The organism is Actinomycetes bacterium, from assembly GCA_035506535.1.
In the GTDB taxonomy this organism is placed as follows: Bacteria; Actinomycetota; Actinomycetes; order DATJPE01; family DATJPE01; genus DATJPE01.
On sequence record DATJPE010000082.1, the window covers coordinates 25,358 to 48,942 of the forward strand.

Here is a 23,585-nt window from a genome sequence, read left to right on the forward strand (position 1 = left end):
TTCCGGCAAGTGACGCCACCAAGGAGGCACAGGGTGATCAGGATCTCGACGGCGCAGCTGTGGGTGCACGACCAGGACGTCGCGCTCGACTTCTACACGCGCAAGGTCGGCTTCGAGGTGCGCATGGACGTGACGTTCCCAGAGCTCGGGAACTTCCGATGGCTGACCGTGGGCCCGGTCGGCCAGGACGACGTGGCCATCGTGCTGATGGCGATCCCGAGTCCGCCCGTCATGGACGAGGCGACGAGGGAGGACGTGCGAACCCTCATGGGCAAGGGCTTCGCCGGCACCGTGTTCCTCACGACCGACGACTGCTGGAAGGCCTACGAGGACATGAAGTCGCGCGGCGTCGAGTTCTTCGGCGAGCCCGAGGAGCAGCCCTACGGGATCGACACCGGCTTCCGCGACCCGTCCGGAAACAACCTGCGGATCGGCCAGCTCCGCGACGACCTCGGGCGTCTGTGACAGCCCCGCTCCCCAGTGACCGGCAGGACGTGGGGTCACCCATCGCGGAAGATCCTTGCGTCGGGCCGGAAGGACGCGCTACCCCACAGAGAAGTAGATGCCTGCCGCCAGCATGACCACCCCGCACGTCAGCGTCCACGTCCGGAACCTTCGAGGAACCGCTCCGAGCAGGCCAAGGGCCGCGACCACCACACCCGCTGCCACGCACAGCCACGGAGACAGGAACAGCAGCACGCAAGCCAGAGAGAGACCGCCCAGCAGCAGTGCTATGCCGGGCAGATGATCGACTGGGGACGACGTCCGGCCTTGGCCGTCCTCCGGGACGACCTCTCGCGGCGTACCTCGACGCGCGAATCTGAGACCGATACCAACAACAGCCGCGAATTCAAGAAGAAGGACGATCAAGAAAGCCAGAAGGAAGGCTCCGCCCACCAGACTCGGCATCAGGACCGCAACGGGGACCGCGGCCTGCGGGGCCGCGATGAACAGCCAGATCCCGGCGAAGCTCGCGTCGGCCGACGGTGTCAGGTAGACGATGTATTCCCATGCGGTCAGGCCCATGACGAGCACCAGGTAGGCGATCAGAGCGCCGAGCCATCGAGGGACGGTTCCGACGAGGTCCCTCAAGCTGCCGGAGTGAGCCGTCATCGAACCTGCTCCGCCATCAAGGAGCCGGCCACTCGGGAGCCAGTCCGCGCATGAGCTTGGAGTGGGCGTCGGCACGTCCTCGGCATGTCCCCTGCCTACAGCCAGCCCAGTGTCGGAGCTTCACGGGTCATCGCGCCAGCGTGAAACAGAGTATCGACCGGCGAGGGCTCTGGTGGACGATGCGGCACTTTGCCCCCCATCCGCTAGCCCGTGCTAGTGCCCCTCTTCCAAAGCCGAGTCAACGAACTCACTCTGATGCCAATGCGCCGAGAACCATACGTTCGGTACCCGGATAGCTCGACTCGTTGGATCTCGTGGTCGGACGCCTTGATGCCACCCCCGCTGAGCCCGACGTACATCGACCCGAACTCGACCGTCGACGCCCAGACGTCAGGCGCCAGATCCATGTACAGGAACTCACGTCGGCACCCATCGATCACGAAACTCCTCGTGTGCCACCCCGATGCCGACTCCGGCTCCTCCCCGGACCGTACGCGTCGCTCCTGCTCTCTCATCTTGTCCAACTCATCGTGAGGCAGCCCCAAGAAGTCCATGGCTGCGCCCGCGCCCATCGTGAAGCTATGGAGGCTCGTAATCTCTCCCAGTCCCCCGTGCGGCCCCGTGGGGAACCTCTCGCGATGAAACGCGGTCGCGATCTGGACCCAGCCGGTGCCGTCCTCGTGACGAAGAACCGCGTACTCGATCAACCGAGTGTTCGGCCGATAGCTAGTTGATTCCAGCCACCTCTTCCCGGTGAAGCTCTCATCGAGACCGAACGCGTACCCGAAGGGCAGCTCGAGGTCATCCACGTGAGTCACCTAACCACCTGACGTCGGGCAGGTATCAGCGAAAGAGCCTGCTGAACACTTCCGTGACAATTGGTTACGCGGCCTGCGCGTCTGGCGACGCAAGGGCTAGAGCCAGCCACGGTCCTCCGCCACCCGGACGGCCTCCGCCCGCGTGCGCGCGCCTGTCTTGCCGATCGCCGAGGACAGGTGGTTTCGCACCGTTCCCTCGGACAGCACGAGCGCGCTGGCGATGTCTGCCACGGTGCCGCCATCCCGGGCCACCTGCAGCACCTCGCGTTCCCTAGCCGTCAACGGGTTGTCGCCGGTCGCGAGGGTTTCGGCGGCGAGCGCGGGGTCGACGACTCGCAGTCCTGCGTGCACCCGTCGGATCGCGTCGGCCAACTGGTCTGCAGGTGTGTCCTTGACCATGAAGCCAGTGGCCCCAGCCTCCATCGCCCGACGCAGGTAGCCGGGCCGACCGAACGTTGTCACGACCAGGACACGAGTGCTCGGGAGCGACTGACGGAGTCGAGCGGTCGCGGAGATGCCGTCCAAGCCAGGCATCTCGACATCGAGAAGGGCCACGTCCGGGTGAGTCTCGAGAGCTGCCGACACGACCTCATCGCCGCGACCGACCTCGGCCACGACCTCGAGATCGGCCTCGAGGGAGAGCAGTGCGGAAAGAGCACCGCGCACGAGATGCTGGTCGTCGGCGAGCAGGAGCCTGATCACGCAGGGTCCGGGGCCCGCCGACCGAGGTCGACCAGGAGTCGGAATCCACCGGCGGGTGGCGAGTCGGTCAACAGCCGCCCCCCGGCCTGGGCGACCCGTTCCCGCAGACCGCGAAGGCCGGTCCCGTCGGTGCCGGCACCGACCGACCCGCGCCCGTCGTCAGACACCTCCAGGGTCTCCGGTGTGATGACCACGGTGCAGGAACGGGCGCCGCTGTGCCGGAGCACGTTCGTGACCCCCTCGCGGACGGCGAACCCGAAGAGACGCTGCGACTCGGGAGGCACCGCCACCGTCGTGTCGGGGTCGGGCAGGCGCGCGGCGATGCCCGCGCTGTCCAGAGCGCTGCGCGCCGACGCGAGCTCACTGGCCAGCGAGACCTCGCGTGACCCGGTCACCGTCGCCCGAATGTCTCGCAACGCTTCCCGCGCGAGGCGCTCGACATCCGCGATCTCGGTTGCCGCCCGCTGAGGGTCGATGGAGGTGAGACGTCGGGCGAGCTCAGCCTTCTTGGTGATGACGGTGAGGCTGTGGCCAAGGATGTCGTGCAGGTCGCGAGCCATCCGCTCGCGTTCCTCGAGGACGACCAGTCGCGCATCCTCCTCCTGCGCGGCCACCAGGGCGCGGTTGCGCTCAGCCATCCGGACGACTCCGAACATGGCCATCGAGGCGGCCAGGATCGAGAACGCTTGGTTGGCGGGGTCGGTCCACCCTGGCACGACCAGCGTCAGCGCGACCGCGATCACGACGAGGAGGAGCGATGCCGGGATAGCTCGGTCCACGGGGAGCGCCGCCTGTGCAGCGACTCCGACGAACACCAGCGTGTTGAGACCCGACTGTCCAGCCAACGGCAGGATCGCCAGCGCGATGACGAACATGGCCAGCGGGAACACCCAGGCACGCGGATGACGATTGAGCCGGAACGGTCCGGAGACCCCGATCAGGTAGATCAGGGCGAAGGCGCCGAGGAGCGCGACGCCCAGACCCCTCAACCAGATCGACTGTCCGCTGTCGACGATGTCCTGCAGCGGCTGCACGAGGAACACCAGCCACACCGCCGCGAAGACGATCCCGACGCGCCAGCCGGGGCGGCGGGAAGCGCCCCGATCAACGGTCCCGGACGGCAGCTGATACCAAGCACGAGCCACGGTGGCAGGGTACGTCGGGGACATGTCAGATCCGAAGGGTGTCGCGAACGTAGGCCCGCCGGGCGAGCCTGGCCAGGACAACCGTCCATACGGCCAGCACGAGCCAAGCCTTCAACGGCCACCACTCCTGCGTGTACGCCGACTGCCCCGCCTGTACCAGCCAGTACGACGGCAACAGCTGAACCGCGTCATGCAGCCATCCGGTGTCACCGCCGACCGGTCCCCACGCACCGCCGAGCAACGCGAACAGTGCCGAGGTTCCGCCGAGGGCCGGCCCCATCGAATCGATCGTGAGCACGTGCCCGAACCAGATGCCCATGGCAGCGAAGGGGACGAGGCCGAGGAGGATCAGCAGGGTCATTCGTACCCATGACCCGAGTGAGAGCGTTACGCCGAAGGCGATGCCAGCCGTGTAGAGGAGGACGATGCTGGTCACCGCCACCGCGTAGCCGCTGAGCACCTTCGCCCCGAAGTACGTCCGCACGCTCAGCGGCGTCAAGCGCAGCTGGCGCACCCAGCCGACGGCCCGCTCAGCGGCTATCCGCGCGCCGCCGGCGATGGTCGCTGTCATCGAGCCCCAGGCCACCATTCCCACCATGGAGTACAACACGAGGGGAATCCCGGTTCCGGCGAAGTCCTTGGCGTCCCGGTTGGCACTCACCGTGATGACGTACAGGATCAACGGAAACGCCAAGGAGAACGCGAAGAATCGCCAGTTGCGGTAGCTCCGTAGCACCTCGAAGCGAACATACGTCGCCGTGATCACGCCGACACCTCGCTGTCAGGGGCCGAAGACCCGGTGGGCCGTACCGATTCGGCACCGTCGCCAACCAGCTGCCGGAAGGCCTCGTCGAGGCCGCCGCCTCGAACCTCGATGTCGCGCAGCTGCTGATATCTCGGGAGCAGCGCGCGCAGGGCTTCGTCGGAGTTGCTGCACGCGAGAACGATCGAGTCGCCGCGTCGGTCAGCACCCGTGACGCCCGGGAGCTTCAGCAGCTCGGACGGTTCGATGTCGGGAAGGGTGGCGCGGATCGTCCGGACGTCGACGATCGATTTCACCTCGGTCGCCGACCCATCTGCGACGATCCTCCCCTGTGCCATCAGCACGATGCGATCCGCGAACTCGTCGGCTTCTTCGAGGTAGTGAGTGGCGAAGACAACCGTCCGCCCCTCGGCGGCATATCCCCTGATTGCATCCCAGAAGGCGTGACGGGCCTGTACGTCGAGTGCGGCGGTGGGCTCGTCCAGGATGAGCAGGTCCGGGTCACTGACCATCGCGATCGCGAACCTGACCCGTTGGGTCTGGCCGCCCGACAGCTTGTTCGCCTGCTTGTCCGCGACCTCTGCCAGGCCGGTGAGCTCGAGGACTCGGTCCACCTCGCGCGGCCGCGAGTACAGCGACGCCATGACCCCGATCAGCTCACGGACCGTCGTGTTCATGATGAGACCACCGGTCTGGAGCATGGCTCCGACCTTGCCGGCCGCGATCGCCTCGGCTGGGGACCCGCCGAACAGCTCCACCGCACCGGAGTCGGCTCTACCCAGGCCGAGCACGATGTCCAGGGTCGTCGACTTGCCGGCGCCGTTCGGGCCGAGAAGGGCTACGACCTCTCCGGGCGCGATCGTCAGGTCGATGCCGTCGACGGCTTTCGAGCCGCCGTACGCCTTCCGTACGTCACGAAGGGCGATCACGGGCGCATGCATGGCTGTCATGCCCACGAGACTGGTCGGCGAGCCGCGATCTGCTAAGTGCGAGGCGTCCTGATCACGTCATGACATCTGTCATGGAGACGCCAGATCGGCCGTTGCGGCTGCTGGACCGCACCTGCGGATGTCGGGCGCGCGGCTGCCAGCCCCAAGACCTCAAGGTGTGCACTATGACGCGACACAGGTGGCACCGATGTCGCGAGACATCACACTTGTGGAGCTGAGGGGATTTGAACCCCTGACCCCCTCGATGCGAACGGTAAAACGGACACCTCCCGCCGTCGCGAGCCCCGATGTCGCTAAGGTCAGAACCCTTGTAATGACTTCATAAATGGCCGCTCAGAGATGTCCAGTGTTGCTTCGTGTCGCCTCGCACCATCTCACCCGGCGAGGGTCAAATGAGGGTCAAGGACGCCTACACTCGACCCGGAGCAAGGCGCGCGGGACTGGAGGTGAGCCGCCCTGGGCCACTCACGCAGACGGCGCGGCCGAGACGGTCAGCCCCGCTTCACTGCCTACTACGACGATGGCCGGGGTCGCCGCCGCTCCGCTGGGACCTTCCCCAGTCAGAAGGCCGCGGACAAGGCGTGGCAGCAGGCCGAAGCCCGGGTCGCCGAGGGCCGTGGTGGCCAGAGCCAGCGCGGCCGGCTCACCTTCGAGCGATACGTGCGCGAGGAGTGGTTTCCGAACCATGTGATCGAGCTGAGCACCCGCCAGAACTACACCTACTGCCTTGAGCGGAACGTGCTGCCGTTCTTCGGTGAGTTCCGGATGGTCGACGTCATGCCGGGCGATGTCCGCGAGTGGGTAACTGGCTTGCAAGCCGCTGGGGTGAAGCCGCCCACGATCCGCTACGCGATGACCGTGCTCTCCGCGGTCTTCACCACCGCCCTCAACGACCAGATCACTTTCCTGCACCCGTGCATGGGCGTGAAGACCCCAGCGGTTGCCACGAAACGCCGGCGGATCATCACCCCGGAGCAGTTCGCCGACCTGCTCGCCGCGCTGCCGTCACGTGAGTTGCAGCTGCTGGTGGAGACCGACATCGAGACGGGGCTGCGCTGGGGCGAGCTCATCGAGTTGCGCAAAGGTGACATCGACTGGGACACACGAGTGCTCACGGTCTCACGGGTCGCAGGGGAACTCGCGTCCCGGTTCACCCCTGACGGCCAGCGTTTCTTCGTCAAGGCCTACCCCAAGGACACCGAATGGCGGGCCCTCACCCTCTCCACTCACATCGCGCGACAGCTCGAAGCTCACGCGGCGCCCCTCGGAGACGACGACCTGCTGTTCCGCGCGCCCCATCCCGTCGGAGCCGCTCGCCGGCGCCGACCCGAGACTCTGCCCGACCCCGTCACTTTGGGCGTGACCGCTCCGAACGAGTTGGGTCGCTGCTACCTGCACGGCACCCTCTCCGCCTACAGCGCCGGGAGATGCCGCTGCCAGTACTGCAAAGACGCAGTCGCCGCCTACCGAGCCCAACGCCGCGCCGACGGCAAGGACCAGCCGAGGCGACCCCGAACTTTGGACACCGACGGCCACATCCCCCGCGCCTGGTTCCGTCAACAAGTCTGGACTCCCGCACTTCGAGCCGCCGGTGTCGGGTTCCACGTCCGCTTTCACGACCTCCGACACGCCCACGCCTCCTGGCTGCTCGCCGGCGGAGCCGACATCCAGATCGTCAAAGAACGCATGGGGCACTCAAGCATCACCACGACTCAGAAATACCTGCACACGCTCCCTAACGCCGACCAAGCGGCCGTCACCGTGTTGGACGCGATGCGCAGGGGCGCTGTCTGACCGGCGCGCTGTCAGCGTCCGATGACGAGGCCGGCCGCGTGATACGCGACAACGCAAAGTAGGACGAGCGCTAGGGGCCACAGCAGCCGCGGACGATGGCGCCATATGAGGAGGGCCCCGACAGTAACCACCGCTAGCTTGGCACCGAAGCCCACAAGACGAACAACGGGGTTCGCCTCAGCGACGCGATGCGATGCGATGCCGACCCAAGTGGCAGCTGCATCAACTCCGTTGGCAGCAAGCAGGATCGCGAGCGCCAGCATGATTCTCGCGCTGAGGGACTCACAGAACACCAAGCAAGGAAACGCAACGACTGCCGGGATTGATGTTGTAACCGCCGCCCAGGTGAACGCGGCTCCGCTGGTTCCCGCTACCGACTGCGGTGCGCTGAACGGATGCCCATCAAGGACTGTGTCCGCGCCCGTTGGCACGAGACCGCGCCACGACAGCCACTGCCACAACGTCAACACCGCAATCGTTGCGACGGCGGCCGCGACTATTCGCAATCTGCACCGAAACCCGTCGCCAGGCATATACAGGGCGGCCCCGGCCCCGGCAGCTCCGATGGCCAAGGTGGGAAGCATGCATCCAAGCCAGCCTGGCACGTCACCGGCACGCCCGAGCACTGCGTTGGTGGCAACCATTGACACCAACCAAAGTAGGAAGGCCGTGGTGGCGACAGCGGCGAGGCGAACCTCCCGAGACGGAGGCTTAGATGGAGGTGCCCCCTGGGCGGGGACGATCGCTCGTGACCCGGTGATCGCCTTGCATGCCGTGAATGCCAAGAGCCAGACCAGTCCGAAGTCAACAATCGGCGCCAGCAGACCTGACACCACCACCGCCGCGTTGGACCGCTCGTGCCAACCTTGGTAGTGCTCCCATCCGTGAGAGATTCCAGCTGGCCAGCCAGGAAGCCGCCCACTCGGCGATGTCCGGTCCCGGTGAACCAGCGCGACAGTGATAGCGAGCGCGATCGCGGAAGCCAACCTAGGGGAAGGCAGGTGTCCACGTATGGGAATTTGAGCTGCGCTAATGGCGATTGCCGTCGCGACGCAAGTCCAGAATGCAATCGATGCTAGGTCGTAGCGGAATCCATGTCGGAGCCAGTCCCAAGCAGGCGTCTGATAGCGGTAGCTCGCAGGTGGCAGGGATGCCGTGTGCGTGTAGAGAAGGCACTGCAAGAGCACCCACCCCAACATTGACGCAGGCAGGATTACACCGCTGGCCCAAATCCGGCGCCAGTCCTTGCCCAACCGCCAGGTCGACGCCGACAGGGCCCCCGAACCAACCGTCACATACTGGTCATCGGTACATGTGCGGTCTGTCTGTACCGGTCTATCTGTACCGGTCTGCACGAGCGGGGCGAGCCGCCGCGAGAGTAGTTCCCCCTCACCCGAGGATCATCGCTGCGCCTGGCCGACGCGACCACCTTCGTCACTTGGCCTGAGTGACAAGTTTCACCCGTTCGGCGTAGCCTCCTGGCCGTGGCGCTCGAAGGGGCGCCGCTTCACGAAGAAGCAGCCGATCCAAAACAAGTACTGCGCATAACTCGAATTCTGCTTGTGCAGCATAGCCACGCAACAAGTTTCTTCAGAAAACCATTCGATACCGGAGGCGAATGTGACACCAAATTCGATCAGCGTAGAAAGTCCAATGGACCCTGGAATTCGCGAACGAAGCCGGAGAACTCACAAGTCATTGTCGGCGCTTACCGGTGTCGTCGTGACGGCAATGCTGGCCGTCCTCGTACCGGCCGTTAGCGCGCAGGCAACCTCGTACGGAGATCAGACGGTTTATGGAGTGCCGAGTTCCGCACAAGAGGCATCGTTCGACAATTCCTCCGGAACCGGAGAGGGCGTCTTCTTTATAGTGGGCGGTATCCGGCTCTTTGACGAGCAAGACGGCACTGTCATCACAGACACCTCAGGGCGCGAGGAGACCATCTGCACGACTACTTCGGGCTCACGAGTCTCTCCATTTTCCTTCTACAGCGGTGGCTGGTACAGCGGGCATACCCTTGGCGTCGTTTACTTTGACAACACAAAACCAAGCGGTGATGCGCACTCTTACGTTTCCTGGAATGGTCACAACTGGCAGATATCTGGAGCCACCAACGCGCATAGTTGATAGTTCTAACAACCCACCAATATTCGTCGAATCTGAGGAGGCTATTGCTAAGCCAGGCCGTCAACGGCACCCCGGGGCGATCGCTGCACCGACTTGCCTGGTTCGTAGTCCCGAGGACGTTGTGATCAGCGTGGCGTGAGCGGATAGACGAAGACCTCCGGTACGGAGGGGGTTACCACACCAACCCTCGCCCGGAGGTCTTCGTTGATCCACGCCAACGCCCCGCTGACCCCGATCGGTCGTCAGCGCCTCGCCGAGTCGATCGTGGTGCACGAGTGGCCGGTGCGTCGGGCCGCCGAACGGTTCCAGGTGTCGTCGGCGACGGCGTCGAAGTGGGCGGCGCGCTACCGCGATGGGCTGCCGATGACCGACGCGTCCGCGGCGCAGCCCGTCTCGCTGCCCGCGACGGCTGAAATGGCGGATCGTCAAGCTGCGGTACTGCCGACGGTAGGAGCCGCACCGCATCGCCGCATCCTCGGTGTGCGCGGGCCTCAACGGGGAATGGACCTCTGGCGTCAGACATGTGCATCGTGGGTGCTACCGTCGAAGCCGGAAACCGTTGTCCCGTAACGTGATTCTGGTTGGTGTCGGTTCGTGTTGTCCAGTGCGAAGATCGGCCGATCGTCGTGGCGGTACTACCAGGCCACGGTCGCTGGCGGTGCGTGCGAGTACTACAGCGAGAACGGGGAGGCGCCCGGCCGCTGGCACGGCAGCGGCCTCCCTCAGCTTGGTCTGCTGGCGGGCGGGGTGGTCGAGGAGCGGGAGCTGGAGGCGCTGTTCGGGCGCGCCCTCTCCCCGTCCACGGGCGAGCAGCTGGGTGCGGCGTGGGGCGATCGGTCGGTCACCGGGTACGACCTGACGTTCTCCGCCCCGAAGTCCGTCAGCGCCCTCTGGGCGCTCGGTGACGGGCACTGGGTGACGGAGATCGAGACCGCGCACGCCGCCGCCGTGAAGGCGGGTCTGGACTACCTGCAGCAGGTCGCGGGGTACTCCCGGCGCGGCCGCAACGGCATCCACCAGGTCCCGACCGCCGGGTACACGGCCGCGTTGTTCGACCACGGAACCTCCCGCACCGGAGACCCGCAGCTGCACACCCACGCCCTGGTCGTGAACAAGGCGCGCTGCGCCGACGGGGCGTGGCGCACCCTGGACGGGCACGAGGTGTACCACCACAAGAAGGCCGCCGGGGCGCTGTACCAGGCGGCACTGCGCGCCGAGCTCACCCACCGGCTCCCCGTCCTGTTCGGGGACGTCTCCGAGCACGGGCAGGCCGACATCACCGCCGTGCCCGAGCAGCTCCTGCAGGCGTGGTCGAGTCGGACCAGCGCCGTCATGTCGGACGCGGTCCCGACGATCGCCGACGCCGAGGAGGCCCTCGGTCGATCGGTCACCGCGGATGAGCGGGCCCGGATCATCAAGGCCGCGGTCCTCGCCACCCGACCGCGCAAGGAGCACCACGCCGGCGGCCCGGACCGCCGGACCACCTGGGCCGCGCAGGCCGCGGCGCACGGCATCACGCCGGGGAGTCTGCTCGACGCCGTGGCAGGAGCGTCGGCGGCAAGCCCTAAGGCAAGCCCCGGCGCAACCCCACCCGTGGCGACACGGCCCGAAGTGTTAGCGCGGGACGCGCTGCTCGCCGACGCGGTGTCCGTGGTCGGCCGGTCGAAGGCGGTGTGGTCCCGCGCGGACCTGACCATCGCCATCGCCGCCCGGATCGACCGCCTGGATGAGCCGAAGCCAGCGACCGCAGCCGACACTGTCGCACTGGTCAGCGACCTCACCGACACCGCTCTCGAGGTCGGCCCGGGTGGCCGGAGATGGCGGGCGAACCGTGGTGTCGGCCCCCTCGGCCGGAGCGGTGTGGTGCCCCTGGGCCTGGACCAGGCCGGCGACACCGCCCGCGCCTCCGACCCCCGGTACGCCTCCGCCGAGCTGGTCGCCATGGAGGCACGCATCATCGGCCACGCCATGCTGCGCATCCCGCTCACCGCCGCCCGGCTCGCGCAGGCCGCCCTCGACCTCGACGCCGCCACCGCGGGCATCGCAGACTCAGGGTCGGGCCTGTCCGCGGAGCAGCGCGAGGCGGCGGTCATGCTGCTCGCCGCCCAGGACCGGATCAGCGTGATGACCGCCCCCGCCGGGGCAGGGAAGACCACCACGATCGGCGCCGCGGTCCGCGCCTGGCGCGCCACCGGTGTCCAGGTCAGCCTGCTCGCTCCGTCCGCCCGCGCCGCCGCCGAACTCACCACGGCTGCAGCGGGCGCCGGGGGCACAGGGGAGGCTGGGACCACGGTCGCCCGGTGGCTGCTCACCCATGACAACCAATCCCGTCGCCGCGCGCCAGGGGGCGGGCGGTCGGTGATCCTGGTCGATGAGGCGTCGATGCTGTCCACCCTCGACCTGGACCGCGTCTTCACCCACGCCGTTGTGAGCGGCTCCCAGGTGGTCCTGGTCGGCGACCCCGCGCAGATCGGCGCCGTCAACGCACCCGGCGGCATGTTTGCCCACCTCACCGAGCTTCTCGCCCGCGATCGGGTGGACCTGAATGAGCTGCACCGCTTCACCCACCCTTGGGAGGCCGACGCGTCGCTGCGGCTACGCGCCGGCGACCCGGCCGCGCTGCGCGCGTACCTCGACCACGACCGGATCCACCCCGCCAGCGACATCCAGGACGCCGCCGACGCTGTCTTCGACCGCTGGCAGGAAGTAGTGGACGCCGGGCGGGACGCGTTGATGCTCGCCCAGTCCTGGGCCGACGTCACGGCCTTGAACACCCGCGCCCGAGCCGCCGCCATCGCCCAAGGCCACGTGCACGGCCCCGATCTCCTGACCGTCGTCTCCCGCAGCGCGAGCACCCGCGGGCACCCGGAACCCCGCAGCTGGCGGGCCGGGGACCTGCTCCTCGCGAAACGCAACACGACGAGCATCCGGCTCGGGCGCCGGCAGCTCCGGAACGGGGACCGGCTCCGCGTCCTCGACGGCGCACCCGGCGGCGGGCTGCGGGTCCAAGCCCTCCACGACGACGCGATCACCGACCTGCCGGTCGACTACCTCGCCCGGCACGCCGAGTACGGGTGGGCTACCACCATCGACGCCGGGCAAGGCGCCACCACCGACATCGCTGTCCTGCTCGCCCGCACCGGACTCGACCGGGAACACCTCTACGTCGCGATGACCCGCGGACGCAACGAGAACCACGTCCACACCACCCCCGAAACCGACACCGGCGACGCCGGACCCCACCGCACGCGAACCTCGGCCATCACGGCCGGACCCGTGCCGGTCGACGAACAACAGGCCGCCGTGAGCCTCCTGGCGCGCGCGTTGGCCACCTCAGGCAGCGGCCAGGCGGCGCACGCCGTCATCGGCCGTACCCAGACGTCGCGCCAGCGAAGTTTGAGGCTGGCCGCAGACCAGGCGAGGCGCCGCGACCCCGTTGTGGCGCCGCCAGGCGACGACACGCGCATGTTGACCCGCTAGGCGCACACCTCCTGACACCACCCGCGATGCGCCGGCACGAGCAGGGCGACCCTGCGGCCGCAAGACTCGAGGACTGGCGGGCAGTGACCCTCGATGTTCAGGGGTCTCTTTGCACACCTCTAGGTACGGGACGTCAGCCGGCGACCCGCCCCGTCCGAGAGGAGCAGACCATGACCCGCGACGAGCTCGACCACCTCCCCCCGATGCTCGACGTCCCAGCCGCCGCCCGCGTCCTCTGCATCGGGCGAACCCTCGCCTACGAACTCGTCCGCACCAACCGCTGGCCCACCCCGGTCCTCCGTGTCGGCAAGCTGATCAAGATCCCCAGCGCACCGCTCCTGAAGCTGATCGACGACGGAGGAGCGGACCACCAGCGAGAGTCCGCCTAGGAGACGCCGGGGATCGACAGCCCAACGAAGCGCTGACTGATGCGCGCCACCGAGTGAGCGTGGTCAGACCCGCGAAGTGCCGCCCAGTTCAAGGGTCAAACGAGGGTCAAGGCCTTGAAGTGCAGCCGCCGGCTGGTGTGCGAATGGCCTCTGACCAGGCCATACATGGTGGAGCTGAGGGGATTTGAACCCCTGACCCCCTCGATGCGAACGAGGTGCGCTACCGGACTGCGCCACAGCCCCCTGAATCGGGAGACACGAGGTTACCAGGAGCGCGCGGTGCCGAGGCCGGGGCGAGGTGCCCAGCGGGGGCTCAGTCCCCGACCGCTCGCCGGCGCTCGATGACCACCTGACCGGTCACGATGCTGTCGCCGGAGGCCCGCTCCAGGCGTACCTGGCTGGCCTCCTCGGCCTCCAGCCGCGCCTGCTCGCGGCGTTCCTCCTCCAGGGCCGCCAACTCGTCCTCGTCGAGGTGGCCCGAGGTCCATGCCCCGGGGGCGGTCAGGTCGATGACACGCACGGAACGCGGTGCCTTCGGCGCGAGCACGTACGTCGGCAGCGGCACCGGGACCGGTTCCCAGGTGCCGTCGTCGGCCTGGGCGTCGTAGAACCCGTCGGCAGCGGCGACGGCCGGCTCCGCGCCGACGCCCGCGGTCGTCGCGGACGCCTCACCATGGGCCGGGTCCAGCGTGCGTGCGGCGACCGGGCGAGTCACCGGCAGGACGGTCTCGACCTCGTACTCCCGCGGCGCGGCCGGGCGAGCCACGCGTCGGGCCTGGGTCGTCGCGTGCTGGCGACGCCGGCGGTCCACCGCGCGCTGCTGCGACACCTGCCGGCGCAGGTGGACGAGGAAGCCCAGCATCAGCAGGGCGGGCACGGCGACTGCCCACACGGGCGCGAAGCCCATGAGAGAGGCGCCGGCGATCACGAACAGCAGACCCGCGAGGACCGCCATCGTCCGTCGCCGGCGGGCCGCGAGGCGGGAGCGCGCAGCGGCGACGGTCAGGGGACGACCGTCGACGGTGACCGGCTCGTCGTGCCGGGCGGGCATCACCACCTCGCGGCGGTCGCCGGCTCTGCGGTTCGACAGGTGGTGCATGGCGTTGGCGAATCTGTCCACAGAGCGTCGTTCCTCCACGATCCGGTCGTGCCGCCACAGCCACATGGGGAGAAGGACGCAGGCCCAGAGGGCGATGATCACCGCATAGAGCACGTGATCCCCCTCACGCGGTGCGCCGGATCCGTCACGGGCTCCGACGCTACGTCCGACGGGCCGACGTACCGCGCATCTGCCCGGTGTGTCGTGACCAACGCCACTGCGAGCCTTGGCGCCACCGATGCCGTACGGATGACGCAGCGAAGGGCAGCGGCGTCAGGGTGGCGCGGGGCGGGTGGCCACCCAGCGGTGGTGGAGGCCCTGCGGTACGTCCTCCGCGTTGAGCACGTACACGAGGTGGTCGCGCCAGTCGCCGTCGATGTGCAGGTAGCGCGTGCGCAGGCCCTCCTCGCGGAAGCCCAGCTTCTCGACGACCCGGCGGGAGGCGACGTTCTCGGGACGGATGTTGACCTCGATGCGGTGCAGGCCGAGGCCGTACCAGCAGTGGTCGCACGCCAGCGCGACCGCGGTCGGGATCACCCCTCGGCCCGCGACGGCCTGGTCAACCCAGTAGCCGATGTGCGCCGCGCGCAGGGATCCCCAGGAGATGCCACCGACCGTGAGCTGGCCGACCAGCCGGTCGTCGTAGGTCACCACGAACGGCAGCACCCGCCCGGCGCGGGCCTCGCCGCTGAGGTGGCGCACCATCGCGCTGAAGGTCGGCACCGGTTCGTGGACCGGGTCCGGGCTGGTCGCGTCCCACGGCCGCAGCCACGTCGCGTTGCGCGAACGCACTTCGCGCCAGGCCGCCCGGTCGCGCTGCCGCAGGGGTCGCAGGGCCACCCGCCCGTCGCTCAACCGGACCGGCCAGCCGCGGCTCACGGCGCCTCGGCCGTGCTGTCACCCGGGTGCCCGTGCCGTCCCCGGGCCTGCTCGAGCAGGTGGTGCAGCACCGGACCGATGACGGCGAGCCCGTCGCGGACCGCGCCCGGGGACCCGGCGAGGTTCACGACCAGCGTGCCCTCCGCGAGGCCGGCGAGGCCACGCGACAGCACGGCGCCCGGGACACCGTGCGCGACGCCGTACGCCCGCACGGCCTCCGCGATCCCCGGCACCTCGCGGTCGATGACGGCGCGCGTCGCCTCGGGGGTGAGGTCGTCCGGCGTGAGGCCCGTACCGCCGGTGGTGACGATGACGTCGTAGCCGGCGAGGACGGCCGCCCGAAGCACCTGTTCGACCGGTACGCCGTCCGCGACCACCGACGGGCCGTCGACGGCGAGCCCGAGCTCGCGCAGACCCTCGACGAGCAACGGCCCGCTGACGTCCGGCTTGCGGCCGGCGGCCACCCCGGAGGAGACGGTCACCGCGAGGGCGCGCAGGCTCATCGCCGACCCCCCGCCCGAACGCGTGCGCCGCCCCAGCGGCGGCGGACGCTCATGGCCGGCTCCAGTCGCCCGACGTACCGCCCGTCTTGGACTCCACGCGCACGTCGGTGATCTGCGCCGCCGGGTCGACCGCCTTGACCATGTCGATGAGGGCCAGGCCCGCGACCGCCACCGACGTCAGCGCCTCCATCTCGACGCCGGTACGGTCCGCCGTCCGCACCGTCGCGCGGATCGCGACCGCGTCGTCCTCGACGGACAGCTCGACCTCGACCCCGTGGATGGCGATGGGGTGGCACAGCGGGACCAGGTCCGGCGTGCGCTTGGCGGCCTGGATCCCGGCGATCCGCGCGACCGCGAGCGCGTCGCCCTTCGGTACGCCGTCGCCGCGCAGCAGCTCGACCACGGTGGCCGAGACCCGGACCCGGCCCGAGGCGGTGGCCGTGCGCGCGGTGACCGGCTTCGCCGTGACGTCGACCATGCGGGCCGCGCCCCGCTCGTCGACGTGCGTCAGCCCCGACGGCGCGGCCCCGGAACCACCAGGGGCCGGATCCACCGACGTGTCAGACGTTTCGACAAGGGGCCTTGTCACAACGCCTGACACGTCGTCAGGGCCCCGCGTCATATGCCGCGCCGCTCGAGGACCATGACGGTGACGGGGGAGCCCTCGACCACGCGGGTCACCGCCTCCGGCACCACGATGAACGCGTTGGCGTCGCCGAGGGCGCGCACGTGGTGGCTCGCCTGCCCCGTGACCGGGCGCACGACGTAGCGCCCCTCCTCGACCGAGAGCACGCCGCGCGCGAACTGCCGCTTGCCCTCCGGGGAGGAGAACGACCCGAGGCACACCGCGCGGACCTCCGGGCGGGTCAGCGTCTCCGACCCGAGCATCTTGCGCAGGACCGGCCGACCGAAGACCTCGAAGGACACGTACGCGCTCACCGGGTTGCCCGGGAAGGTGAGGATCGGCGTCTCGTCGGGTCCGATCGTCCCTCGGCCCTGCGGCAGCCCGGGCTGCATCGCCACCGCGTCGAAGCTCACCGTGCCGAGCCGGCCGAGGACCTCCTTGACGACGTCGTAGGCACCCTTGCTCACCCCGCCCGTCGTGATGACGAGGTCGGCGCGGATGAGCTGGTCCTCGATCGCGTTCATCAGGGCCTGTGGCTCGTCGGCGACGATGCCGACCCGGAACGCGGTCGCCCCCGCCTCCTGGGCCGCCGCGGTGAGCATGAACGAGTTGGACTCGTTGATCTGCCCGCTGCCGAGGTGCTGGCCGGGCTCGACCAGCTCGCTGCCGGTCGACAGCACGACGACCCTCGGCCTCGGCCGGGCAAGGACCCGGTCGCGGCCCACCGCCGCGAGCAGCCCCAGGTGGCGCGGGCCTAGCCGCGTCCCCGCCGCGAGGACGACGTCCCCCGCGCTCACATCGTCCCCGGACCGGCGGATGTGCCGTCCCACCTCGACCGGCGCCTTCACCGACACGCGCGCGATCCCCTGGTCGGTCAGCTCCACCGGCACGATCGCGTCCGCGCCCGCGGGGACAGGAGCGCCGGTCATGATGCGGACGGCGGACCCGGGGGTGAGCGCGTAGGCCGAGACGACACCGGCGGGCAGGTCCCCCGTCACCGGCAGCACGACAGGCGAGTCCTCCGTGGCGCCGGTCACGTCCTCGGCGCGGACGGCGTACCCGTCCATCGCGGAGTTGTCGAAGGGCGGCAGCGGGTACGGCGCCACGACGTCCTCGGCCAGCGAGCACCCCAGGGCGTCGAGCAGCTGCAGGGACAGCGGGGACAGCGGGCTGACCGGTTCCAGGCAGTCCGCGAGGTGGGCGTCGACGCTCTTCACCGGCTGCTCGCGAGGTGCTCCCCGAGCCAGGCCCGCAGCGGCGGGCCGAGGTCGTCGCGCTCCAGCGCCAGCCGCACCACCGCCTTGAGGTAGTCGAGGCGGTCACCGGTGTCGTAGCGCCGGCCCCGGAAGACCACGCCGTGCACGCCACCGCCCGCCTCCGGCGGCGCCACGGTCAGCTCGCGCAGCGCGTCGGTCAGCTGGATCTCCCCACCACGCCCCGGGGGTGTCCGCCGGATCGCCTCGAAGATCGAGGCGTCGAGCACGTAGCGCCCGATCACCGCGAGCGAGCTCGGCGCCTCGCCGGGGGAGGGCTTCTCGACGAGGTCGGTGACGCGCACCAGGTCGTCCTCGCCGGTGGGCTCCACGGCGGCGCAGCCGTAGAGGTGGATCTGCTCCGGCGGCACCTCCATGAGCGCGAGCACCGAGCCGCCGAAGCGGCCCCGGATGGCCGTCATCACCGACAGCAGCGGGTCCCGCGGGTCGATGAGGTCGTCGCCGAGCAGCACCGCGAACGGCTCCTGCCCGACGTGCTGGGCCGCGCACAGCACGGCGTGGCCGAGGCCGAGCGGGTCGCCCTGGCGCACGTAGTGGACGGTCGCGAGCTCCGCGGAGCGGCGTACGGCCGCCAGCCGGGCCAGGTCCCCCTTGGCCGTCAGCGCCTCCTCGAGCTCATACGCCCGGTCGAAGTGGTCCTCCAGCGCCCGCTTGTTCCGCCCGGTCACCAGCAGGACGTCGTCGAGGCCCGCGGAGACCGCCTCCTCGACGACGTACTGGATCGCGGGCTTGTCGACGACGGGCAGCATCTCCTTGGGCGTCGCCTTGGTCGCGGGCAGGAACCGGGTCCCCAACCCGGCCGCGGGGATCACGGCCTTGGTCACGGTCATGGCCGAACCCTATGGCCCCGCCTCGGGGCGACGTGGCGTCCGCGCCCAGGCGCCGTCGAGGGGGTTTGTTGCGCGCTCAGCGAAATTCGCCGGAGCGTCGCGCGGAGCCGGCTCGGGGCTGCCACCATGTGCGCGTGCACACGTCCGCCGTGGACCGCGCCGTCACGAAGCGGGAGCTGCGCCAGCGGCTGCTGGCCGCCCGCGCCGAGCTGACCCCCGAGCGCCTCGCCGCCGCCGGGAGCTCCCTCGCCGAGCAGGTCCTCGCGCGCCCGGACGTCGCCGGCGCGCGGACGGTCGCCGCGTACGTCTCCGCCGGCAACGAGCCCCCGACCGGGCGGCTGCGCGCGGCGTTGCGCAGCCGCGGCGTCAACGTGCTGCTGCCGGTCCTGCTCCCCGACGGCGACCTGGACTGGGCCCAGGACCAGGGCGACGCGTCCCTGGTCGCCGGACGCTTCGGCATCCTGCAGCCCGCCGGCCCGTGGCTCGGCCGCGGGGCCGTGGCCCACGCCGACGTGGTGCTGGTCCCGGCGCTCGCCGTCTCCGCGACGGGCGTGCGGCTCGGGCGCGGTGGCGGGTCCTACGACCGGGCGCTGCCGCGAGTTCCGGAGGGCGTACCGACCCTGGCCCTCCTCCACGAGGGCGAGGTGTTGCAGTCCCTGCCGTCGGACGAGCACGACGTCGCCGTCACCGCCTGGATCGTCGCGCGGTCTCGAGCCGGCGACGTCAGGCCGTGAGGCTGACGCCGAGCGCCGCGACCCCGACGCCGAGGGCGACCGAGACCAGCACGTTGAGCAGGGCCGCGCGCTCCGAACCCTCGCTGACCAGCCGCGAGGTCTCGTAGCCGAAGGTCGAGAACGTCGTGAGGGCGCCGCAGAAGCCCGTCCCGAGCAGCAGCCGAACGTCGGCGGAGGCCGCCCCGGCCAGGCAGCCGAGCACGAAGCAGCCCGCGACGTTGACCACCAACGTACCGAGCGGGACCAGCGTGCGGCTGCGCGCCGAGACCGCCCGGTCGACCAGGTAGCGCACCGGGGCCCCCACCGCACCACCGACGAGGACGAGCAGCCAGTTCATCCCTCCTCGCGCTCGGGATGCGCCGTGTAGACGACCACCTCCACCGGGTCGACGAGCACCAGCCCGCCCGCGACGAGCTCCTCGATCTCCGGCAGGAAGGCCCGGATCCGGTCCTCGCGGTCGACGATCACGACGGCCACCGGCAGGTCCTCGCTGAGGCTGAGCACCCGCGTGGTGTGGACGTGCCGCGACGCGCCGAACCCCTCGATGCCGCGGAAGACCGAGACCCCGGCCAGGCCCTGGGCGTGGGCGCGCTGGACGATCTCGTGATAGGCGGGGTGGTGGTGGTGCTGGTCGCTGTCGCCCATGATCACGGTCAGCCGCAGGGCGTTGGTTCCGGCGTCGAGCATGTTCACAGCCTCCCTCGGGTGACCTGCCGGCCCAGGGCGTAGCCGACACGGACCGCCAGCAGTCCCAGGACGACGCTCGCGGCGACGTACGCCGTCGCCGTCCCCCAGGCGCCCGCGCGCGCCATCCCCTGGGTCTCCACGGCGTACGTCGAGAACGTCGTGAACCCGCCCAGCACGCCGATGCCCAGAAACGGGCGGGCGTAGCGGCGCGGTCCCCAGACCTCGAGCACGAACCACATGAGCACGCCGATGAGCAGGCAACCGCTGACGTTGGTCAGGAACGTCGCCCAGGCGAACGCGGCGGGATCCCGGTGGGGTAGCCCGAGCGCGAGCGCGTACCGGGCCAGCGAGCCCAGCGCGCCCCCGAGGGCGACGACCGCCACCACGTCGAGGTCACGGGCCCGCGGCACGGGCCCAGCGTAGGGACCCGGCCCAACAGAGCCCGGCAGGGGAATGCCCCGGAGGCGGTCGAGGTTTGAGAGCTATATAGTTGAAGTGTCAACACTACGGACCACGAAAGGACCGCGATGACCGTCCTCGACGAGCGAACCGCCCTCACCACCGTCCCGCTCCACCCGGTGCTGGCGGAGCGGTGGAGCACCCGCGCGTTCGACGCCTCCTCGGTCGACGACGACCAGGTCGTCGCGCTGCTCGAGGCGGCCCGGTGGGCGCCGAGCGCGATGAATGCGCAGCCGTGGCGCTTCCTGGTGGGCCGGCGCGACGAGCTCGGCCCCGACCGCACGTGGCAGCTACTGCATGACAGCCTCGCCGAGGGCAACCGGCTGTGGGCCGACCGTGCCCCGCTGCTCATCGCGGCGCTCGCCCGTACGACCGACCCGGACGGGCGGCCGCGCCCGGTCGCGCCCTACGAGCTCGGCCTCGCGGTCGCCCAGCTGAGCATGCAGGCCCACGCCGACGGCCTGTCGGTCCACCAGATGGGCGGGTTCGACTCCGAGGCGCTGAGCCTCGGGCTCGACGTACCGTCTGACTTCTCCGCCGTCGTCGTGCTGGCCGTCGGACGTCGCGGCTCCGACGACCACCTCCCTGACTTCCTGCGGGAGCGCGAGCGGGCACCGAGGCAGCGGCTGCCGCTGGAGGAGATCGCGTTCGCGGAGACCTGGGGCAGCCCGGCCGAGCTTCGCACTTGGTGACCCGCGCTGCCCAGCGCACCTGTTAGGCGTTCGTCGGGCTATCCGCCTGTGGACGCCTAACAGGTCGCGAGCCCAGGCCGGGTCAGCCCGGCGGCAGCACGTCGATGTCGAACTCGTTGCCGTCCGGGTCGGCCATCACCCGCCATCGGAAGCCCTCGAGCTCTCGGGTCCGGCCCGGCTCGAGCCAGCGGCCACCGAGCGACTCGATCTCGGCGGTCGCCGCATCCAGGTCGTCGACGACCAGGTCGAGGTGGAGCCGGTTCTTGCCGGTCTTGGCCTCGGGCACGCGTTGGAAGCCGACCGTCAGCCCGCTCTCGGTGGGTGAGAGCACGAGGAACTCCCCCGCGCCGATCTCGGTGTCGACCGCAACGCCGAGCAGCGCGCACCAGAACGGGGCCAGCCGGGCAGGGTCCCTCGAGTCGATGACGAGATAACCGATCGCAGCCGCCATCTGGGCCTCCACCGGCGCCGGGACCCTCGGACGGGGCCTGGCCCGAGAGGCACAGCCTAGGGCCGCGGCGTTCGCTACGATTGGCACTCGACACCCGAGAGTGCCAGCCGGCACTCGACACCCGAGAGTGCCAGCGGCACTCGAACGTGATGCCAACCCCAGACCTGCGGAGAGTGGACGGTGCCGACCTACCAGTACGTGTGCACCGAGTGCGGCCAGCCCCTCGAGGCCGTCCAGTCCTTCAGCGACCCCGCGCTGACCACGTGCCCGGTCTGCGAGGGACGGCTGCGCAAGGTCTACTCGGCGGTCGGCGTCGTCTTCAAGGGCTCGGGCTTCTACCGCACGGACAGCCGTACGTCGGGCTCCGGCAAGCCCGCCTCAGGCAAGGACAAGGCCGCGGCATCGGCCGACGGCGGCGCGACGTCGAGCTCGAGCTCCGCCGCCGGCGCCTCCTCCGCTGCCTCGTCCTCAGGCGGCTCGACGTCCGGCGGCTCCTCCGCCGGCGGCTCCTCCTCCGGCGGCTCCTCCTCCGGCAGCTCCCCCGCCGGCGGCTCCTCCGGGTCCGCCACCTGAGCCGGCCCGGGCCGGCGCTCTGTTAGGCGTTCGTGGGGCTATCGACCGGTGGACGCCTAACACGGTCGCGAGGCTCGGGACCTTGTGGACGACGCGGAGGCGGGGGCCGGCCTGGTCGCTAGCCTCGCGGGCATGACTGCGACGGCGGACGTCGGGATCCTCGGCGGCTCCGGCCTCTACCACCTCCTCGACGACGTCGAAGAGGTCGTCGTCGACACGCCGTACGGCGACCCGTCCGAGCCACCCCTCGTGGGCACCGTGGCCGGCCGCCGGGTCGCGTTCATCCCCCGCCACGGGAAGGACCACCGCTTCCCGCCGCACCGGGTCCCCTACCGCGCCAACCTGTGGGCGCTGCGCGCGCTCGGTGTACGCCAGGTCCTCGCCCCGAGCGCGGTCGGCGGCCTGTGGCCGGACCTCGGCCCCGGCAGCCTCGTCGTGCCCGACCAGGTGGTCGACCGCACCGTCGGCCGGAAATCGACCTACTACGACGACGCCGCGGTCCACGTCTCCTTCGCCGACCCGTACTGCCCCACCGGGCGGCAGGCGGTCGTGGACACCGCCCTTCGCAGCGGCTGGGACGCCATCGACGGCGGGACCCTCGTGGTGATCCCAGGGCCGCGCTTCTCCTCGCGGGCGGAGTCCCGCTCGTACGCCGCCAACGGCTGGACGATCGTCGGCATGACCGGCCTGCCCGAGGCGGTCCTGGCCCGGGAGCTCGCCCTCTGCTACACCACGGTGGCCCTCGTCACCGACCTCGACGCCGGCGTCGAGGAGGGCTCCGGCGTGACCCACGCCGAGGTGTTCGAGGTGTTCGCCCGGGAGGTCGTACGCCTGCGTGCCCTGCTCCTCGACGTGGTCGCCGCCCTGCCCGCCGAGGGCGAGCTCACCTGCCCGTGCCGCGGCTCGCTGGACGGGTTGCGGCTGCCCTTCGTCCTGCCGTGAGCAGCCTGGGGCTGTCCCGGCCGACCGCACCCTTGGTCCACGGGCTGCTCCGGCGCGCGTTGCGGCATCGGCGCCTGCTCGCATCCGCCCTGCTCGCGGGCGCCGTCGTCTGCGCTCTCGACGTCCTGGCCCCGCCCCGGCAGCCGACGGTCGCCGTGCTCGTGGCGGCACGCTCGCTGCCGGCGGGCTCGGTGCTCGCCGCGTCCGACGTACGCGTCGCCCACCGTCCGGCGTCCACCTCGCCCGCAGCCCTGCGCTCCGCCGCCGAGGCGCTCGGCCGGGTGCTCGCCGCGCCGGTCGGCGCGGGCGAGGCGCTGACGGCCCAGCGTCTGGTCGGGCCCGGGCTGGCCACCGCGCTCGCTCGGCAGGGCCACGTAGCAGCGCCCGTACGTCTCGCGGACGCCGACGTGGCGAACCTGCTGCGCACCGGCGACACGGTCGACGTCGTGCTCGCGGCCGGGACGGCGTCCTCGCTGCCCCACGCCCAGGTCGTCGCGCACGCGCGCGTGATCACCGTCGTGGCCGGCGGCTCCGGCAGCCTGCTGGACCCGGCATC

At 70.3% G+C, this 23,585-nt stretch carries 26 protein-coding genes, 1 tRNA gene and 1 pseudogene; 11 read left to right on the forward strand and 17 right to left on the reverse strand.

Going from position 1 to position 23,585, the window contains the following annotated elements; genetic code table 11:
• Positions 1-33 precede the first annotated feature (33 nt).
• Positions 34-465 carry a VOC family protein gene (locus VMI11_13445; GenBank protein ID HTY73409.1) on the forward strand — a complete coding sequence of 144 codons (432 nt, stop codon included), beginning with the start codon at positions 34-36 and terminating at the stop codon, positions 463-465.
• A 78-nt stretch (positions 466-543) separates the two neighbouring features.
• On the opposite strand, the gene VMI11_13450 is transcribed toward VMI11_13445, so the two are convergent.
• The 6 genes from VMI11_13450 to VMI11_13475 form a co-directional block, all read right to left on the reverse strand.
• Positions 544-1,113 (reverse strand): hypothetical protein, encoded by a 570-nt coding sequence (locus tag VMI11_13450; protein HTY73410.1) that lies wholly within the window; start codon positions 1,111-1,113, stop codon positions 544-546.
• A 203-nt stretch (positions 1,114-1,316) separates the two neighbouring features.
• Positions 1,317-1,922, reverse strand: coding sequence for a hypothetical protein (locus VMI11_13455; protein ID HTY73411.1), 606 nt, complete (start codon positions 1,920-1,922; stop codon positions 1,317-1,319).
• Positions 1,923-2,027: 105 nt separating this feature from the next.
• Positions 2,028-2,633, reverse strand: a complete 606-nt coding sequence (locus VMI11_13460; protein ID HTY73412.1) for a response regulator transcription factor — start codon at positions 2,631-2,633, stop codon at positions 2,028-2,030.
• Entirely contained in the window at positions 2,630-3,778 is a 1,149-nt protein-coding gene (locus VMI11_13465) for a histidine kinase (GenBank protein HTY73413.1), read from the reverse strand. The genes VMI11_13460 and VMI11_13465 overlap by 4 nt, the downstream gene beginning before the upstream one ends.
• A 25-nt stretch (positions 3,779-3,803) precedes the next feature.
• Entirely contained in the window at positions 3,804-4,544 is a 741-nt protein-coding gene (locus tag VMI11_13470) for an ABC transporter permease (protein HTY73414.1), read from the reverse strand.
• Positions 4,541-5,491, reverse strand: a complete 951-nt coding sequence (locus VMI11_13475; GenBank protein HTY73415.1) for an ABC transporter ATP-binding protein — start codon at positions 5,489-5,491, stop codon at positions 4,541-4,543. Before VMI11_13475 ends, VMI11_13470 begins: the two co-directional genes overlap by 4 nt.
• Positions 5,492-6,151: 660 nt before the next feature.
• Between VMI11_13475 and VMI11_13480 the strand changes: the two genes are divergently transcribed.
• From VMI11_13480 to VMI11_13500, 5 genes and pseudogenes are all read left to right on the forward strand, one after another.
• Positions 6,152-7,285, forward strand: a complete 1,134-nt coding sequence (locus tag VMI11_13480; protein HTY73416.1) for a site-specific integrase — start codon at positions 6,152-6,154, stop codon at positions 7,283-7,285.
• Between the two features lie 1,722 nt (positions 7,286-9,007).
• A complete protein-coding gene (locus VMI11_13485) occupies positions 9,008-9,412 on the forward strand; it encodes a hypothetical protein (GenBank protein HTY73417.1) in 405 nt (134 codons plus the stop codon).
• 204 nt (positions 9,413-9,616) lie between these two features.
• Positions 9,617-9,860: pseudogene (locus VMI11_13490) on the forward strand (leucine zipper domain-containing protein).
• A gap of 146 nt (positions 9,861-10,006) precedes the next feature.
• Positions 10,007-12,892, forward strand: a complete 2,886-nt coding sequence (mobF, locus tag VMI11_13495) for a MobF family relaxase (protein ID HTY73418.1) — start codon at positions 10,007-10,009, stop codon at positions 12,890-12,892.
• Between the two features lie 170 nt (positions 12,893-13,062).
• On the forward strand, positions 13,063-13,281 hold the full coding sequence (locus VMI11_13500; GenBank protein ID HTY73419.1) for a DNA-binding protein: 219 nt from the start codon (positions 13,063-13,065) through the stop codon (positions 13,279-13,281).
• A 166-nt stretch (positions 13,282-13,447) separates the two neighbouring features.
• Here VMI11_13500 and VMI11_13505 read toward each other — a convergent pair.
• The 7 genes from VMI11_13505 to galU all read right to left on the reverse strand — a co-directional run bounded on the left by VMI11_13505 (position 13,448) and on the right by galU (position 18,491).
• Positions 13,448-13,524, reverse strand: a tRNA-Ala gene (locus tag VMI11_13505).
• A gap of 70 nt (positions 13,525-13,594) precedes the next feature.
• Positions 13,595-14,494, reverse strand: a complete 900-nt coding sequence (locus VMI11_13510) for a hypothetical protein (protein ID HTY73420.1) — start codon at positions 14,492-14,494, stop codon at positions 13,595-13,597.
• Positions 14,495-14,653: 159 nt separating this feature from the next.
• Entirely contained in the window at positions 14,654-15,259 is a 606-nt protein-coding gene (locus VMI11_13515; GenBank protein ID HTY73421.1) for a GNAT family protein, read from the reverse strand.
• On the reverse strand, positions 15,256-15,762 hold the full coding sequence (locus VMI11_13520; protein ID HTY73422.1) for a MogA/MoaB family molybdenum cofactor biosynthesis protein: 507 nt from the start codon (positions 15,760-15,762) through the stop codon (positions 15,256-15,258). Before VMI11_13520 ends, VMI11_13515 begins: the two co-directional genes overlap by 4 nt.
• A 49-nt stretch (positions 15,763-15,811) precedes the next feature.
• Positions 15,812-16,315, reverse strand: coding sequence for a cyclic pyranopterin monophosphate synthase MoaC (gene moaC, locus VMI11_13525; protein HTY73423.1), 504 nt, complete (start codon positions 16,313-16,315; stop codon positions 15,812-15,814).
• A 65-nt stretch (positions 16,316-16,380) separates the two neighbouring features.
• Complete coding sequence (glp, locus tag VMI11_13530) at positions 16,381-17,604, reverse strand: gephyrin-like molybdotransferase Glp (protein HTY73424.1); 1,224 nt, start codon at positions 17,602-17,604, stop codon at positions 16,381-16,383.
• The gene (gene galU / locus VMI11_13535) at positions 17,601-18,491 is read right to left on the reverse strand and encodes a UTP--glucose-1-phosphate uridylyltransferase GalU (protein HTY73425.1); all 891 of its coding nucleotides are present in this window, start codon (positions 18,489-18,491) and stop codon (positions 17,601-17,603) included. The genes glp and galU overlap by 4 nt, the downstream gene beginning before the upstream one ends.
• A 134-nt stretch (positions 18,492-18,625) precedes the next feature.
• Between galU and VMI11_13540 the strand changes: the two genes are divergently transcribed.
• The gene (locus VMI11_13540; protein HTY73426.1) at positions 18,626-19,225 is read left to right on the forward strand and encodes a 5-formyltetrahydrofolate cyclo-ligase; all 600 of its coding nucleotides are present in this window, start codon (positions 18,626-18,628) and stop codon (positions 19,223-19,225) included.
• Here the strand turns inward: VMI11_13540 and crcB are convergent.
• The 3 genes from crcB to VMI11_13555 are packed head-to-tail and all read right to left on the reverse strand — an operon-like array spanning position 19,215 to position 20,322.
• Positions 19,215-19,562: a fluoride efflux transporter CrcB gene (crcB, locus tag VMI11_13545; protein HTY73427.1), complete on the reverse strand. Its 348-nt coding sequence runs from the start codon at positions 19,560-19,562 to the stop codon at positions 19,215-19,217. The genes VMI11_13540 and crcB overlap by 11 nt on opposite strands.
• Complete coding sequence (locus tag VMI11_13550; protein HTY73428.1) at positions 19,559-19,912, reverse strand: DUF190 domain-containing protein; 354 nt, start codon at positions 19,910-19,912, stop codon at positions 19,559-19,561. The genes crcB and VMI11_13550 overlap by 4 nt, the downstream gene beginning before the upstream one ends.
• 2 nt (positions 19,913-19,914) lie before the next feature.
• Positions 19,915-20,322 (reverse strand): CrcB family protein, encoded by a 408-nt coding sequence (locus VMI11_13555; GenBank protein ID HTY73429.1) that lies wholly within the window; start codon positions 20,320-20,322, stop codon positions 19,915-19,917.
• A gap of 117 nt (positions 20,323-20,439) precedes the next feature.
• On the opposite strand from VMI11_13555, the gene VMI11_13560 reads away from it, so the two are divergent.
• Positions 20,440-21,063 carry a nitroreductase family protein gene (locus tag VMI11_13560; GenBank protein ID HTY73430.1) on the forward strand — a complete coding sequence of 208 codons (624 nt, stop codon included), beginning with the start codon at positions 20,440-20,442 and terminating at the stop codon, positions 21,061-21,063.
• Between the two features lie 82 nt (positions 21,064-21,145).
• Here VMI11_13560 and VMI11_13565 read toward each other — a convergent pair whose 3' ends face one another.
• Positions 21,146-21,514 (reverse strand): VOC family protein, encoded by a 369-nt coding sequence (locus VMI11_13565; protein HTY73431.1) that lies wholly within the window; start codon positions 21,512-21,514, stop codon positions 21,146-21,148.
• 180 nt (positions 21,515-21,694) lie between these two features.
• On the opposite strand from VMI11_13565, the gene VMI11_13570 reads away from it, so the two are divergent.
• The 3 genes from VMI11_13570 to VMI11_13580 all read left to right on the forward strand — a co-directional run.
• Positions 21,695-22,087: an FmdB family zinc ribbon protein gene (locus VMI11_13570; GenBank protein ID HTY73432.1), complete on the forward strand. Its 393-nt coding sequence runs from the start codon at positions 21,695-21,697 to the stop codon at positions 22,085-22,087.
• A 132-nt stretch (positions 22,088-22,219) separates the two neighbouring features.
• On the forward strand, positions 22,220-23,029 hold the full coding sequence (locus VMI11_13575; GenBank protein ID HTY73433.1) for an S-methyl-5'-thioadenosine phosphorylase: 810 nt from the start codon (positions 22,220-22,222) through the stop codon (positions 23,027-23,029).
• A partial coding sequence (locus VMI11_13580; protein HTY73434.1) for an SAF domain-containing protein occupies positions 23,026-23,585 on the forward strand: 560 nt, incomplete at its 3' end. The genes VMI11_13575 and VMI11_13580, both read left to right, overlap by 4 nt.